We start from the raw sequence: 15,421 nt of genomic DNA, 5'->3' as shown, positions 1-15,421 counted from the left end.
ACTAGTCCACCTTTTCTGATTCCTTAACCCCTTGGCCGGAACCGTTCAAAAACTCCTGAATAGATAATTTTCCTTTACCTGAAGGCTGCAAACGATTCACTGAAAGAACCGTTCCAGCTCCACAGGCGATCCATAATTCTTTTTTGCTTCGTTTAATAATTGTGCCGGCTTCAGCGGTGGTTGTTTCCAACAGCGGCGTTGTTTCCCAGATTTTCCAATTCGTTCCCTGATAAACAGCAAAGGCTGTCGGCCAAGGACGCAGCCCGCGAACCTGACAATCAATCTCAGCGGCGGTTTTCTGCCAGTCAATCCGTTCCTGTTCCCGCGTGATATTCGGCGAGAAGCTCACCTGTGATTCATCCTGAGGAACTGGCTTGGTTTCCCCAGACAGAATCCCCGGCAGAGTTACCAGCAACAGCTCTTTTCCAACTAAGCTGAGTTTATCAAACATCGTCCCCACATCATCTAGTTGTGAAATCGGTATGCTCTTTTGCGCATAGATGCCGCCTGCATCCATTTTTTTAATCATTTCCATAATGGTTACGCCTGTTTCCTTTTCTCCATTCATAATGGAATAATGAACAGGTGCTCCGCCACGGTATTTCGGCAGTAAAGAAGCGTGAACATTCACTGCACCAAACGCTGGAACCTGCAGCAGACGTTCCGGTAAAAACTGGCCAAAGGCTGCTGTAACAATTACATCTGGAGCCAATGCGATGATTGTTTCCATTTCCTCTGATCCGGAGATTTTCTCCGGCTGCAGAACCTGCAGACCATGCTTCACCGCTGCCTCCTTAACAGGAGGAGGCGTCATGATGCGTTTTCTCCCAACTGGTCGATCCGGCTGTGTAACCACAGCCTGTATATCATACCCCGCTTCAATCAGTCCTTCTAATATTGGAACTGAAAAAGCCGGTGTTCCCATAAAAATAATTTTAGTCATCTAACTGTTCCTCCATATAAGCTTCTAAATCTTCCGGAGCAATCTCTTCGATAATTTTATCAATGAACAGTTCTCCGTTCAAATGATCGATTTCATGCTGAAACGCCCGTGCTAAATAGCCATAGGCAGTTACCTCTATTTCTTCCCCTTCCCGGTCAAAATAGCGGACAGTTATTTCCTCAGCACGCTGTACTGTCCCATACCGGTTGGGTACACTAAGACAGCCTTCCACGTCAACATCCTTACCGACACGCTCAATAATTTCCGGATTGATTAGTTCAAACAAACCGCTTTCTTCATCAATTTCAACTACCGCCAGCTGTAAATTTTTACCAATCTGGGGCGCAGCAATTCCGATTCCGTCATGAGCAGTCATTGTTTCATACATATCGTCCAGTAATTGAACGATTTCATCCGTAATTAGCGTTACTGGCTTCGTTTTTTTCGTCAGCTTAGCATCCGGATAGATTACTATTGGATAGCGCATGCGTACCTCCTTTTGTTTATTAACTACTGTTCACCATTCTGAGTACTGAACAGCATAATCGTTCCATCAACAGTCATTTTAAATTGGTTTATTTTTGAAAATGGCAAACATTCTTTTTGAAACTTTCTATAGTATCGCTTTCAATAATTTTGCAGCATTTCGGTTAAATAAAGTTCATCGGCTCTGCATCAATTGATAGTTTCATCCCTTTTGCGGTTGCCGCCTGCGTGTCTGATAGAATTTTTTTCAGAATCCCGTGCAGCTGCTCTTCTTTTTTATACTTAATAATCATTTGGTAGTAATACCGGTTGTTCACCCGCATAATTGCATTAGGTGTTGGACCCAGCAGTATACTCTGATCTGACAAACCCTGCTGCAGCTCTTTCATAATAGAAAACATCTGCTTAGCAGCATAGCTTTCTTCCGGATGACTGGCTGTAATTTGTACAGTGAAGTAAAACGGCGGATAATCTCCTCTATGGCGAATCTGCATCTCCTGCTGATAAAAGGCTTCGTATCCCTGCTCCTTCGCCAGCTGAATAGCATAGTGCTCTGGATTAAAGGACTGAATTACCACTTCACCCGGTTTTTCAGCCCGGCCAGCCCGGCCGCTTACCTGCGTCAGCAGCTGGAAGGTGCGCTCACTAGAACGAAAATCCGGCAGATTCAATGCTGTATCAGCATTCAACACCCCAACTAATGTAACATTAGGGAAATCCAAGCCTTTAGCAATCATCTGAGTACCTAGAAGAATGTCTGCTTCCTGACGTTCGAACGCTGAAAGGATTTTTTCATGGGCCCCTTTACGTCTAGTGGTATCCACATCCATCCGTAAAACCCGGCTATCAGGAAAAAGCGCCTTTAATTCTTCCTCTACTTTTTGCGTTCCTGTTCCATAGTAACGAATTTTATCGCTTGCACAATTAGGACATTTGTAAGGAATCCCTTCTTCATGACCACAGTAATGACATTTCATCGTTTTACTATCCATATGCAGCGTTAATGAGATATCACAGTTCGGACAAGGCAATACATAACCGCAATCCCGACACATGACAAACGAAGAGTAGCCGCGCCGGTTCAGCATCAGTACACTTTGTTCTTTCCGCTCCAGACGTTCCCTGATTTTCTCCTGCAGCAGCCGTGAAAATGAAGAAACATTTTTCTGTTGAACTTCCGCACGCATATCAACCACATCGATGGCAGGTAAGCTTGCTGAAGTATTCGCCCGCTGAGTCAAAAGCAGATGCTTGTAGACCTTCTTTTGCGCCCGTGCTCTGGATTCCAATGATGGTGTAGCACTTCCCAGTACAATGGGACATCCATGAAACGCTCCCCGCCAGATAGCAAGGTCTCTGGCATGATAACGCGGTGTTTCCTCCTGTTTATAGCTTGCTTCATGCTCCTCATCAATAATAATTACACCTAGACGAGACAGCGGAGCAAAAATAGCAGAACGGGCACCAACCACAACTTGTGCTTCTCCACGTTCTATTTTACGCCATTCATCATATTTTTCTCCTTGGGACAAACCACTATGGAGAACCGCAACTTGTTCGCCAAAACGGCTTTTGAAACGCTGAACCATCTGTGGTGTTAATGAAATTTCCGGTACTAGCATGATTGCTGTTTTCTCTTGAGCCATTACTTCTGCGATAACTTGGAGATAGACCTCTGTCTTACCACTGCCGGTTATCCCTTCCAGCAAATAAGAGTCTGGCTGTTCTGTTTCCATCGAGTGGAGAATATCCTCAACAGCTATCTGTTGCTCTGCATTCAACTGCAGTGCTTCCGTCTTCGCAAACTCCTGGTCTGCAAAAGGATCTCGATAGGTTTCTTTTTCGATAAAACGAAGCCAGCCTTTTGCTGCACCATCATTCAAAACAGCCGTGCTAAAGCCTTTCTCCTTCATATCTTTAACAGCAATCAGCTGCTCTTCATTTAATGTTTGGAGAAACTGCAGCAGCTGTTCCTTTTTTCTTGACCCTTTTCGCAATGACTCTTTTTCTTCTTCCAGTCGTTCAAAGGACATTGCTGTCTGCACATAACGGGTCATTTTAACTCTATTTTTCGTCTGAACCTCATAACGAATATCGACCTTCTGCTGTGTACGGAGCTTCATCAACTGAGGCAGAATATTTCTGGCTTCCGCCTCCTCCCAGGATATCTCCTCCAGTCCGTAAAACAACTCATCTTGAAGGGCTTCATCAATTTCATCCGTTAAATAAATATATTTATGATAGGCAGAACGCATTACACTGGGAAGCATCGTTTGAAGACAGGTGATTTTAAAGGCAAAGACCTTTTCTTTCATATAATCAGCCAATGCCAGCATTTCCTGATTCAGCACAGGCTTCAAATCTAAAACTGACGTAATCTCTTTTAGTTCATAGGCAGAATCCTCTGCTGCTTCTCGATCATCAAGAGCAACGATAAAGCCCTGAACGTGTCTATTGCCCATCCCAAAAGGGACTTCTACCCGCATACCTACTCTAATCTGTTCTCTCAGCTTTGAAGGAACCAGATAGGTAAACGGCTGATCTGTCTGCATGGTTGGTACATCAACAATGACTTGTGCAACTTTTTCCATATCGATCCTTCCTTTCTATGTACTGAAAATCTCTTTGCCTATTGTACTAAAGAATCGGCTGTTTGTCTTGTACCTCTGTCGGACAATATTAGACGAAAAAAGCCGGGACGCAGATTCGTTATCTTTGCCCCCGCTTCTAACTATCAATAATCAGTGAACAAGCTGAGGCTATTCTCCTTAAGCTCATGAATTAATGAGAAGGACTGCCGCCCTCTATGCCTGATTTCACCTTGTTCATTTCTATAAATTGCTTTCTTCCCGAATACGTTCTTCCAGTTCCTTTTGTTCCTGTTCTTTAAGCATTTTCTGCTCTTCCTTAGCCATCCGCAGACGTTCACGCTTATCTTCTGGATTCGGATCATTGATAACCATTGCAGCATCAATTTCTTCCAGTGCTTGTCCAACACTTTTAACAGACTCAAAACTTTCGATTGTCGGCTGTGCGCCAGCTTCTAATTCATGGGCACGTTTACTTGCCAGAATAACTAGTGAATACTTTGAAGGAACTTCTTTTAATAATGAGTCAATAGACGGTTTCAACATCATTTGGCTACATCTCCTTTAACATTTTAATATATTTTCCAATCACTCGATCAACACGGAAATGTTCGCTTGCTATAATCCGCTTGATTCGTTCTACTGCTAATGATACTTTATCATTCACCACAGCGTAATCGTATAGTGCCATCATTTCAATCTCTTCTTTTGCGACCTGCATCCGCTGCTCAATCACAGCCATATCATCTGTTCCCCGATTGACTATCCGGGATTTCAGCTCAGCCAAATCCGGCGGTGTCAGAAAGATGAAGACGCCGTCAGGAACTTTTTCTTTAACCTGCTGCGCTCCCTGCACCTCAATTTCCAGAAAAACATCTTTTCCTTCATCCAGTGTCTGGTTTACATAAGAAAGAGGGGTCCCATAGTAATTGCCTACGTATTCTGCATACTCCAACATTTCCCCTGCTTCAATCATTGCTTCGAATTCTTCCCTGCTGCGGAAGTAATAATCGACGCCCTCTACTTCGCCCTCGCGCTTTTTACGAGTCGTCATAGAAACAGAATATTGAAATTCATGTTCTTCGCTTTCAAAGATTGCTTTGCGAACTGTACCTTTGCCAACGCCAGAAGGACCTGACAATACTATTAGTAAACCGCGATCTGCCATGATGACTTCCTTTCAATTATATGTCTTTGTCATTATTTCTATAATGCACTTTTTTTCAGCAATTTTCAAGACTTTATCATTAAGGTTTTCTAAGAAAATCACTTCTTACACACAAAATAGATAGCTGCGCTTGATTTCCACTATTTTTCAATGAAAAAAGCCTCCACCTAAGTTGCTCTTTCTCTCTTAAACAATACTCTTACTGTTTGCAGAGCTGTCAAAAACGTTAAAGAAGACCTGCACTATTTTGTTTCCTGCTGTTTTTTTCTACTAAGCTTGTCCATAAACGTTGCCAATACCGGTTCAAATTTTGTTGGAAGCAGATAATTGACAAGAATCGCCACACCCAACCCAATAAAGCTGTCTACTACTCTATTAAGCGCATAAACATAAGAAGAATGGGCAGGAATCATAAATACAATGGTCAATAATGTGGCAGTTGCACCGACTACGCCCTCTTGAAATTGAAACCTTACCAGAATCGTAATCATCGCTACAATTGTCAGCGGAACAGCAATCAGCTGGACGAGTTCTGAATCCCCAAACAGATTAAAGATGAAAATCACAAAAACTGACGTAAGCGCACCGATTGTATTGCCTGCTACTCGATGCTTGCCAAAAGAAAGGGTGTTGCTCATATCCTCTCTAAGGGTAAATACCGCGGTAATAGCCGATACCACATACGTTTCTCTACGAAGCAATATACTTAATAAAATACAGATAAACACACTAACTCCAGTTTTTATGGTCCGCAGACCAATCTTAAACCCAAACATACATACTTCTCCTAATCAATACCATTGCTTTCCATTCTAGCATAAAAACCTATTGAAAACCGCTGATTTTACGACAATGAACCAGGAAATGAAGTGAATCTCTTTTTTTATTAATAAAAAGCATAGAAACAAGAAAGCTGTCCAGATACAGGACGAATAAACGTCCCTTCTCTAAACAGCTGATTATTTGTTCGATTTTCTCCTTAGTACAAATATCTCTTACTCATCCGCTGCTTTTTGCCTGCAGACAGCATTGAAATGCATTTAGCCTTCTAGCGAGCTCTTACCGCGGATAATCTGTGCATGGTTGTACTTCTTGATCAGAAATTGCTTATGAGGAGGAAATGCGGTTAAGTTGTAATATCTTTCATAATACTTCACAGTTGGGGAATCAAACTCCTCGTGCCATGGTTTAATGTGTCCTGAATAATGGATAATTTTAGGCTGCTTTCTGGTTTCTCTATATTCCTGTTCACCTTGGGCAGTTGGATGCTGTTTGCTCCTTTCCATTATATAGCTTTGTGCATTCCAGCTGGGATGCAGCCGCAGCCAACGATCATGCAAAACAGCATTCAATGCGTCCTGGTCATGAAAACGGAGTTTTTCTGGGTATTTGTCGATAAAGTTCAGGACTTTTTGGGAAATATCATTTTTCAGCCATGCATCAACATTAATCAGCATCAAGCCTGAATTGAAGTAGCAGGTGGATACAACGGGAAGCTCCATTTTTTCTAAACGATGATGGAAGCCTGCATCCTCTACCGCAGCCAATAAATAGTCGGATAGGTCAACGGACCAGAGATTGGTAATGTCTGCTGCAGCAACCATGTCGCAATCCAGATAAAGCAGTCTCTCTACCCCTTTATCTTGAAATAGTTCAGGAATAACAATCCGGAAATAAGCCGTTTTCGGTATTCGGTCACTTTCCACCGCATTTGAAAAGTACTCCTCGTTTACGTTTAAAAAAATAGCCTGCACATGGTAGGGCGCTAGACTTTGCTGAAGGAGTTCCTTATTCTTATAACTAATATTGTCTTCAACAACATAGAATGCAAAATTAGAAAATGGTTCACAGGTATTTTCCAAAATCGATATAAACAAAGTGGTTAGATGAGGGACAAAAGCATCGTTACAGCAGGAGACAATAGTGATTTTTTCTTTATTCATTAGAAACCACTTCCTTTTTAGTATTTTTAAAAATGCTTGCTCCCAGTTTCTCCATGTACAGCTGCTGATATGGATGATCCACCAGGGTATTCCACGGCTTGTCATGGCCAGTAAAATGAATGATTGCAGGATCATCATTGCCTTCTTTATACAACATCTGATAATGCTCATTTGGCGCCGGATGTCTTTCAAAAACCAACGAAGTCTGCATATTCCAGCGGGGATGCAGCGGCGCCCATTGCTCATAAAGAACAGCATTCAAGGCATCCTGATCATGATAAATGATTTTATCTCCATGTTCAGTCAAAAATGCCAGAGTCTTTTCTGTAATCCTTTTTTCATTCCATTTTTTTAGGTCTACCAGTAAGACACCTGAATTAAAATAGTAATCCTGCGATTCAATCCCCAGACGCGCCAGCGCTTTTGTTTGTCCTGGATCAATCACTGCACCAATCACTTTATCCTGCAGCGGGCAATCGTACAATTTCCTGACATCATCCAATATTAGCGTATCAGCATCAATGTAGAGAACCTTAGTATACTCATAATCCTTTAGGAGTTTAGGTAGAGAAATTCTAAAGTAAGCTGTTGTTGTAATGTGGTCGCTGACTAGGAAATCGGCATACAGGCTGTTATCAACTGGTAAGAAGCTGATTGAGGCTTGATTAGAATGGATTTTGACAGTTTGCTTCAAATAATTTTTACTTGTCCTGGATATTTTATCATCCAGTATATAAAAATCGATGGCTTCATTCGGAGAAGTGTTTTCCAATAAAGAAGTGATCATTACACACAAGAATGGTGCATAATGTTCATCGGAAGCACTCACAACAGGTATTTTTTCAAATTGCATATAAGATCTCCCCTTTCTTAAAAATAAGATTAAAACTAAATGATATTTTTTTCAAAAAAAACGACTTAAAATCAAAAATACAGGAACAAAAAGCGAGAAATAAGGGAAATTTATTGTTTTTCTATGCATATTTTTGAGTATAAATTAAAACGAGGAATTATTTCAAGGTCCTATAGCTTATCTCCCATCTCACAAATTGAAATGAAAAAATCACTAAATTTCTAACAGCTTAACTGCTGAAAAAAACGAATAAAGATTGAACAAGAAAACTTACACCTGTTATGATAGTTTTAGGAATCAACCAAAAGTAATGACTATCTCTCTTGTAAAATAGAACCTGGAAGCATTTAAAAAGTCGATCTGATAGTCCAGCTTCCGGCATACCATTAGCCAAAAAAATACGCGAGGTGAAAATCATGGATACAGCCTTAACATTACGGCTGGCTTGTGAAAAAAATCAGCCAGTTGATGACAAAACAGCGTTGCAGCTCTTAGAGACATCTTCTTTGGTCAGCAAATTGACTGAACAGCCAATCTCTGAAAATAATTTGTCTAACTTGTTCAACTTGGTAGCCTTAGCAGAAATTCCCTTTGCCGGTCATTTAGAACATACGAAAGAACTACTGAATAAAATAGAACAGACCTTGGCTACACCTGAGGGGTTTTCCTATACAGGTGCTGGAAATGATATTGTTCCATGCTATAATGCTATGCTGCTGGAGGCTTATACCCGTTTAGGTCTGAGTCAATCCGCTTCCGCACAGAATGCGTTAAACTGGATTAAGAAGTATCAGCTATTTGAACGGGAACAACAAAGTACTTGGAATGGAACAGGTATTTTTAAACACGGTGGTTGTCTAAATACTGTACCCTGTTATATTGGTATTGGAAAAACCATGCGGGCGCTGCTGACCTATCGGGAATACCAACAGGAACCTGATTTAGAAGTAGCTGAGCTTATCAAACAAGGCTTAGCTTATATGCTGAAGCATCGTTTTTTCCTACGTTTGTCAGAAGAACGACCAATAAGCAAACATATCACTGCTTCAGCTTTTCCCCAAAGCTATTTTTTAAGCCTGACTGATTTAGTCTATATCATGGGAAAAGGCAGTGTAACGAATGACCCTCACGCACAACCCTTGCTTGAACTGCTTCAAAAAAAGCAGATTGGCAATAATCAATGGAAGCTTGAATATATATATTCCTATAAAGGCTATGTTAGCTTCGAGAGCCGCAGAAAGCCTTCTGAATGGCTTTCCCAACTTTACCCTCTCTGGCTGCTGAATGGCTGAAAAAAGAAAACCGTTGAGGCTGTAGCATTCCCTGCAATAGCCTCAACGGTTTTTTTAATATTTTCCAAGCTTCTCTAAAAGCCCATGTTTGACAATGTATTAACAACACCCATAAGCTCATCATGACGACGAATCTGCTTTTCCGCTGGTCCATCGACTTCTTCGGTATCAATCCGAACGACAAAGCGGCGGTTCAACGTTACAAAAGTGTCTTCGTTAATTCGCAGGTTAAACGCCTCTTCTGTGTATGACTCACAGGCATCCTGCCAGACGTCAAAGACCTCTTTCTCGGAAGAAATCTCTCTTTTCACAACTGACTTTCCGCTTAATTCATGAAATGTTACATCGTAGTATTTTATCATTACTGCCACCTCAGTTCAGTTTTTCTATCTCTATTATTATAGCTTGAAAAGGCAGAATCATAAACGAATAACCCTTATTCTACGTTCTGGATTTGTTCACGGATTTTTTCCAGTATGGTCTTGAGCTGAACAACAAAATTCTTAATTTCAATCGGGCTTGACTTAGATCCGATTGTATTGACTTCACGATTCATTTCCTGAATCATGAAATCCAGCTCCCGACCAACAGGCGCAGTTTGCATCAGCAGCTCTTCCAGTTTTTCAATATGAATAACCAGCCGATCCAGCTCCTCATGAATATCGCCTTTTTCTAAAAGCAGTGCCATCTCCGTCAACAGACGACTTTCATCCACATGAGCACCCAACCATTCCTTGAGCTTCGTTTCAAAACGCTCTCTATAATCTGTTTCATAAGCAGCAGTGAACGTCGTTAGCTCTGTCACTAGTCCGGAAAAATCATTCGTATGTTCCTGCAGAACCTGTTGGATTTTCTCGCCTTCCCGGCAACGGCTCTGATCCGCTTTTTGAACGCCAGCCTCAACTGCTGCCAGGAAAAGCTGTGCAAAGTGTTCATCCGTTTCCTTACTCTCTATAATTTCCACATATTCCGAGTTGTTCAACAATTGGTTAACACTAGCAGCTGGATTAAATTCTCCAATAGAATAGCGGTTCTGAAGCTCTGTCTGAATGTCTTCCAGCAGCTGATGAATCAAGTGCCAGTGAACCTGAACCTCTTTGCTGCTGTCGCTGTTTTTTTGAATATTTACATAGACCTCTACACGGCCCCGCTGAAGCTTTTCTTTAATCAGCTGACGGACATCCAGCTCATAAGCATTTGTTTCTTTAGGCATTCTTAGCTGTATGTCCAGAAACCGATGATTGACTGTTTTTATTTCTACATCAATCTGATACTGCTCGTTTTGTAGTGTTTCTCTTCCAAAGCCGGTCATACTTTTCATTGACAGGGTGTCCTTTCTACATGGATTTTAGTGTTTCACGCAATGTCTCAAACTCTTCATTGGTTAAGGTAATCCCTTTTCCCATTTTTTCATGATCAGGCGCCCAGTCTCTTAAATCAAATTTTGGCGGACGGTCGTTCCAGCTGACTAGATTCAATTCCTTACGCCAGCCTTTTGCATTTTCTGAAAGTACAGCTATTTCTTCTACAATTTCGTATGAAAATTCTTGAGCCACTAGTTATCTTCTCCTTCTTCTCGTATAAATTCTTTAAGTAATACCAGTAAAACCATTACTGGAAAACGGTCAAACAATAATTTTAATCGTTGGTTTTTTTCTACTTTTTCCACGCTAAGGAAATCAGTCAGCAGCTGCAGCTGTCTTCGCTCAGACAATAAGAAAAACTCCTCGTAATATCTTCCCATCCATTCCTGTACAGAAACCATTCCCAGAAAATCATTTTCAGCGGTTTTTTCGGTCTGGTTCTTAATCGACTGGATAAACTCAGCGAATGTATATAACCGGTTAGGCAGTAAATCAGCTGATTTACCCAACAGCTCCAGCAATGCCATACTGATGTTTTCTTCGTACACCCTGTCTTTATAATATTTACGCAGTTTTTGGTAGAACTTTTTTCGCTGCTCTCTGTTTTTCCATAACGACAGCTGATAATTTTTTCGGAGATACTTGAAAAATTTTTCTTGCAGCTGTTCAGACACCTCCACCGAGTCACTAAACGTGTACCAGTATCCGCTGTATTTTTCTAAGGCTTTCATCATTTCAAAATACCCAAGCTGAATGTTGACAGCAGAGCGTGCACCATCAAAAAGTAATACAGTGCCTAAAGACCAAGGTGTTTTTAAATAGAGTACCGGATGGGCATCAGGGAAACTAATCCGTTTAGTATAGCCAGGACCCTTAACATCCACAATTATCGATTCTGTTCCGCCATTTGCCAGGGCCACATCTGCTGGTATATTATTTTTATAGCCTCCGTCAACATAGTATTTTCCATCAATGTTAGCAGCTGCCATTGCCGGAAAAAAGGAAGATGAGGCTAACAGCCATTGCTGCCACTGCTGATCTTTACAGGTATTGAAATGAATGACTTTCTCCGTTACTCCCGGAAGCTCGGTCGTCACAAGATAGAAATCCTGTACAGCATTATTTAGTTTTTCTTGTGAAAAGGTATCTTTCAACAGCTGCTGCAGAGGCTGTGTAGAAACACCTCTAGTCTGAATAGCTGCTATAGTAAATGAAGCAATTTGGCTAAGCATATCGGAAAATGTATTACTTGAACGCTCTTTCATCGGAAATGAGAGAATTTGATTGGTTTCAATTCTTTCCCACATCGTTCTAGCTTCTTCCAAATCATCTTGAATAATCAACGCGCCATTGAGCGCGCCAACAGAAGTTCCTGTAATCAAACGAATGGAAATCTCCTGTTCCTTTAGCGCCTGCCAGACACCAATCTGATAAGCGCCCCGTGCACCTCCTCCGCCTAAAACTAATGCGGTATGATAAGTTAGTTCTTTACTTGCGACACGGTTTCCCTGAATCTGATACCCCTGTTTAAACAATCTATATGTTTCCGGTTCTGTCAGTAAGCGATAGAATTTTATTATGATTATCCGTTCAAAACTGCGCTTGCTTATATTCTCGATGCAGTCAAAAACAAACTGCCAGCCGATCGTTAATAGACGGGGCGTCAAAAGATTCAGCAGCTGCCCATCTTTAATACTGAGAAACACTGTCGGGGTATTATCTTTAAAAATAACATAGGTCTTCGTTTTATAATCAAGCAACTGTTCAAAGAAATCCTGCTGTGCTTCAGAATGAGTGCCGTATAAAGGCAAAACACTCAGGGACTGACTGATGTCTAGTGAGAAATCGTAGCTATCCGAGGGAAATAATCTTAGCACCTTCATTGAGTCCGCTCCAATCTGAGAAGTTTTCTATAACTCTTACACATAATTATAACAAAAATTACAGGTTTCCCGCTGATTTTACTATTTGTATCAGCAAAAAGGGCGAGGGAAGCACCCTAAATCTTTTATATGAAATAAGCAGAGCAATCAACGATACTACAACCAATAGCCGAACCACACCTAAAAATCCGCTTCTTGATTGAGCCTTATTCTGTACCCTTTTGTTGTTCTTCACGCCATTCTGTATATGCATCATTCAATTGCTGAATATAAAAAGGAATCCGTTCAGGAGTATTTTTTAACAAACCTAACGCTCGTTTTTCTGCCTCCAGCATTTTTTGATCCACAATGTGCATGAGTTTCTGCATCTCGACTTCAATTTTGTGAAGCTCATCTGCAACGTGAAGCTCATCCGCTACTCTTTCAGGATTATCCGGATAATGATTTTCCAGCTCCTTTTTCAGCTGTTCACGTACAAAGGGATAGTGCTTCACATGGTCAATCTCCACGTTTATTTGCGGTCGTTTATCGTCCATACAATTCCTTCTTTCCTGTTTCAATAATTACAATTCAATAAAATATTAGCAGCTTGATAATTCAATAGTAGACACTCATGTTTTCACTTTTTCTTTCAGTTCCCTTACAGTGTATATACCGATAGTTTTTTTGCAAGCAACGGAAAAACCAACCAAATAAATCAGTAATAAACTCGATTATCTATGCTAAAAGCAGCATTTATATCTCCCACTAATTAAAACTATTCTAACATATATAATTCTATTAAATAAACGAATGAAAAATAGGCAAAAAAGTGAGCGGGACATAACTCAATGAGTTATGTCCCACTCACGTGGAATTCGGATAAACGGTGGGAGCAGTAGCACATACCAGCATTGAACTGTGACGAGTAATCGCAGGAGCACTCGCAAAGCACTTTAACTGCGACGAGTAACCGCAGGAGCAAAACCTTCAAAAATAAGCCGAAATTCACAAAAATTTGAAAAACACCAGGTAGGAATCAGTCAACATCGACTGGCTCACATTCGTGTTTCCTGTCATTTTCGTGAATTTCTTCTTATTGCTGAGAAACACAATGAGGAACGAGCTGATGTTAAACAGTACCTATTTGGTTCTCGAGACGAAACACTCTTGTCCCATCCTCTGCATCTCTTCTATCTTTTTCTATTACTTCGTTGTTATTGTTTTTTCAACTATTAGCAAAACCGCTGCTAGCTGTTTTCCTGCTCAATCCTCACCATAATTCCGCTGGGATCAAGAAGAACAAGCTCATCTGATGTTTCCTTTAAAAAGGTAAGCCCATACTCTGTAATATTCGTTTTGACTTTAAGAAATGCTTCCTGATTGGAAACAACTAGAGTAAAGTAATCCAGACCCAAATCATTTTCTTTCGGTGCCGGTAGCTCCTTGCCCAGCCATACATTCGTTCCTATATGATGGTGGTATCCGCCAGCGGCAAAAAAACTGGCTTGACTACCGAAATGATCTTTTAATCCTAAGCCGAGTGCTTCTATATAAAAAGCTTCTGTTTTGGCCAAATCTGCTACAGAGAGATGAACATGACCCACTGTAGTACCCGCAGGAAATTTGTCGGTTGCTTCATCTCGGCTGGCTAGTACGCCTGCTGCATCCATTTCCACAGTGATTCCTGAAATTCGACCATCCGGCTGAATAGACCATTCAGTCTTCGGTTTATCCCGATAAATTTCAATCCCGTTCCCTTCCGGATCTTCCAGATAAAGTGCTTCACTATAGCCGTGATCAGAAGCGCCAATAATCGCTGCTTCTTTTTTTAGTAAGCTAAACAAGGTGTTGCCCAAATCCTTACGTTCCGGAAGCAGAAAAGCAATGTGGTACAACCCAGCCTTTCTTTCTCTACGATTTGGCTGTTCAACTTTTCTCAGCATCAGAAGAGGCAGTCCCTCCACACCTAATAAGGCGGTTTCTGTATTGAATTCCAGTAGTGTCAAACCAATGACTGATGTATAAAATTCAATTTGTCCTGTAAGATCAGCAACTTTCAACCCTACCATGCCGGTATGAGCAGTTTTATCTATTGAAAAAGTTTGTGTTAGCATAATTATTCCCCCTTTTATATCAGTAGTTCATTAACAGAATATCACTTACTTTTAGTAAGTTGAAGTTTTTTGCTTATTGCCTTAAAAATTTTAAACAGAAAACCATTGAAGTAGGTCAAGCAAACAGGCTATACTGGTGGAAAAGGAGAAAAGTAATGACTATCAGTTATTTTGACAATAAAGAACAAGAGCCGCAGATTACAGAACTCTATGAGGTGCTAGGCGATGCGTCCACATTATGGCAGCAGATAGATGAGGAATTATTTAAAATAGCTGCTGAAATGACAGGGTATTGGAAATTTCCAACAAAAAAAGCTGGCTGGACATGGATTAATAGCTTGAAAAAGCGCGTACTTCTCTATCGTCAACCCTGTCAAAATTCGTTTCGAGCAACAATTGTTCTAGGAGAAGCTGCTGTTCAGTCCTTTTTGAATAGCGACGGACCAGATATCTTGAAAGATAAAGTTAGAGAAACACGAGTCTATGCTGAAGGACGTAGTATCCTTTTTGAAATTTCTTCTAATCAGGACTTACAGGAACTTCTAATACTACTTCCATATAAACTCAATTAACCAAGGGGTGGTTTCTGGATACCGTTCATTTGGTTTTAGGCATACTAAAAGTCTGGGAATTTATTTATATACCAGACTTTGACGCTTTTTATGTGAATACATTTTAAATAACAAAAGTTATCCAAAATGTATTCAGCTGTGAAAAATAAGTCGAAATTTACTGGAAATAGAAGAGCAGCTATTTTCCGTATATTTCGGCTTATTTCAAAAGGGGCTGCTTGAGGACTCTAATT

16 protein-coding genes are annotated in these 15,421 nt (G+C 40.8%); 2 read left to right on the top strand and 14 right to left on the bottom strand.

Going from position 1 to position 15,421, the window contains the following annotated elements:
- Position 1 precedes the first annotated feature (1 nt).
- The 8 genes from fmt to AC1Z3K_RS09850 form a co-directional block, all read right to left on the bottom strand.
- A complete protein-coding gene (fmt, locus tag AC1Z3K_RS09885; protein WP_461732614.1) occupies positions 2–943 on the bottom strand; it encodes a methionyl-tRNA formyltransferase in 942 nt (313 codons plus the stop codon).
- Positions 936–1,430, bottom strand: coding sequence for a peptide deformylase (gene def / locus AC1Z3K_RS09880; RefSeq protein WP_426083519.1), 495 nt, complete (start codon positions 1,428–1,430; stop codon positions 936–938). The genes fmt and def overlap by 8 nt, the downstream gene beginning before the upstream one ends.
- Positions 1,431–1,593: 163 nt before the next feature.
- Positions 1,594–4,020 carry a primosomal protein N' gene (gene priA, locus AC1Z3K_RS09875; RefSeq protein ID WP_461732613.1) on the bottom strand — a complete coding sequence of 809 codons (2,427 nt, stop codon included), beginning with the start codon at positions 4,018–4,020 and terminating at the stop codon, positions 1,594–1,596.
- A 240-nt stretch (positions 4,021–4,260) separates the two neighbouring features.
- Positions 4,261–4,566 carry a DNA-directed RNA polymerase subunit omega gene (rpoZ, locus tag AC1Z3K_RS09870; protein ID WP_426083515.1) on the bottom strand — a complete coding sequence of 102 codons (306 nt, stop codon included), beginning with the start codon at positions 4,564–4,566 and terminating at the stop codon, positions 4,261–4,263.
- A 4-nt stretch (positions 4,567–4,570) separates the two neighbouring features.
- Positions 4,571–5,185: a guanylate kinase gene (gmk, locus tag AC1Z3K_RS09865; protein ID WP_426083513.1), complete on the bottom strand. Its 615-nt coding sequence runs from the start codon at positions 5,183–5,185 to the stop codon at positions 4,571–4,573.
- Between the two features lie 242 nt (positions 5,186–5,427).
- Entirely contained in the window at positions 5,428–5,961 is a 534-nt protein-coding gene (locus tag AC1Z3K_RS09860) for an FUSC family protein (RefSeq protein ID WP_426083511.1), read from the bottom strand.
- A gap of 264 nt (positions 5,962–6,225) precedes the next feature.
- Positions 6,226–7,128: a glycosyltransferase family 8 protein gene (locus AC1Z3K_RS09855; RefSeq protein ID WP_461732612.1), complete on the bottom strand. Its 903-nt coding sequence runs from the start codon at positions 7,126–7,128 to the stop codon at positions 6,226–6,228.
- The gene (locus tag AC1Z3K_RS09850) at positions 7,121–7,981 is read right to left on the bottom strand and encodes a glycosyltransferase family 8 protein (protein ID WP_426083507.1); all 861 of its coding nucleotides are present in this window, start codon (positions 7,979–7,981) and stop codon (positions 7,121–7,123) included. The genes AC1Z3K_RS09855 and AC1Z3K_RS09850 overlap by 8 nt, the downstream gene beginning before the upstream one ends.
- A 416-nt stretch (positions 7,982–8,397) precedes the next feature.
- Between AC1Z3K_RS09850 and AC1Z3K_RS09845 the strand changes: the two genes are divergently transcribed.
- Positions 8,398–9,273: a hypothetical protein gene (locus AC1Z3K_RS09845; RefSeq protein WP_461732611.1), complete on the top strand. Its 876-nt coding sequence runs from the start codon at positions 8,398–8,400 to the stop codon at positions 9,271–9,273.
- Between the two features lie 74 nt (positions 9,274–9,347).
- On the opposite strand, the gene AC1Z3K_RS09840 is transcribed toward AC1Z3K_RS09845, so the two are convergent.
- The 6 genes from AC1Z3K_RS09840 to AC1Z3K_RS09815 all read right to left on the bottom strand — a co-directional run bounded on the left by AC1Z3K_RS09840 (position 9,348) and on the right by AC1Z3K_RS09815 (position 14,622).
- Complete coding sequence (locus AC1Z3K_RS09840) at positions 9,348–9,635, bottom strand: hypothetical protein (protein WP_461732610.1); 288 nt, start codon at positions 9,633–9,635, stop codon at positions 9,348–9,350.
- A gap of 74 nt (positions 9,636–9,709) precedes the next feature.
- Entirely contained in the window at positions 9,710–10,594 is an 885-nt protein-coding gene (locus AC1Z3K_RS09835; RefSeq protein WP_461732609.1) for a YicC/YloC family endoribonuclease, read from the bottom strand.
- Between the two features lie 16 nt (positions 10,595–10,610).
- Positions 10,611–10,829: a YdbC family protein gene (locus AC1Z3K_RS09830; protein ID WP_426083500.1), complete on the bottom strand. Its 219-nt coding sequence runs from the start codon at positions 10,827–10,829 to the stop codon at positions 10,611–10,613.
- A complete protein-coding gene (locus AC1Z3K_RS09825; protein ID WP_426083498.1) occupies positions 10,829–12,520 on the bottom strand; it encodes a patatin-like phospholipase family protein in 1,692 nt (563 codons plus the stop codon). Before AC1Z3K_RS09825 ends, AC1Z3K_RS09830 begins: the two co-directional genes overlap by 1 nt.
- Before the next feature lie 206 nt (positions 12,521–12,726).
- Entirely contained in the window at positions 12,727–13,056 is a 330-nt protein-coding gene (locus tag AC1Z3K_RS09820) for a hypothetical protein (protein WP_426083496.1), read from the bottom strand.
- 693 nt (positions 13,057–13,749) lie between these two features.
- Positions 13,750–14,622 (bottom strand): VOC family protein, encoded by an 873-nt coding sequence (locus AC1Z3K_RS09815; protein ID WP_461732628.1) that lies wholly within the window; start codon positions 14,620–14,622, stop codon positions 13,750–13,752.
- 149 nt (positions 14,623–14,771) lie between these two features.
- On the opposite strand from AC1Z3K_RS09815, the gene AC1Z3K_RS09810 reads away from it, so the two are divergent.
- Positions 14,772–15,188, top strand: coding sequence for a DUF3788 family protein (locus tag AC1Z3K_RS09810; RefSeq protein ID WP_426083248.1), 417 nt, complete (start codon positions 14,772–14,774; stop codon positions 15,186–15,188).
- Positions 15,189–15,421: the final 233 nt, after the last annotated feature.

The organism is Enterococcus sp. LJL128, from assembly GCF_056924295.1.
Note: the sequence above shows the minus strand (reverse complement) of the source record. Positions and strands in the feature narration are given on the sequence as shown.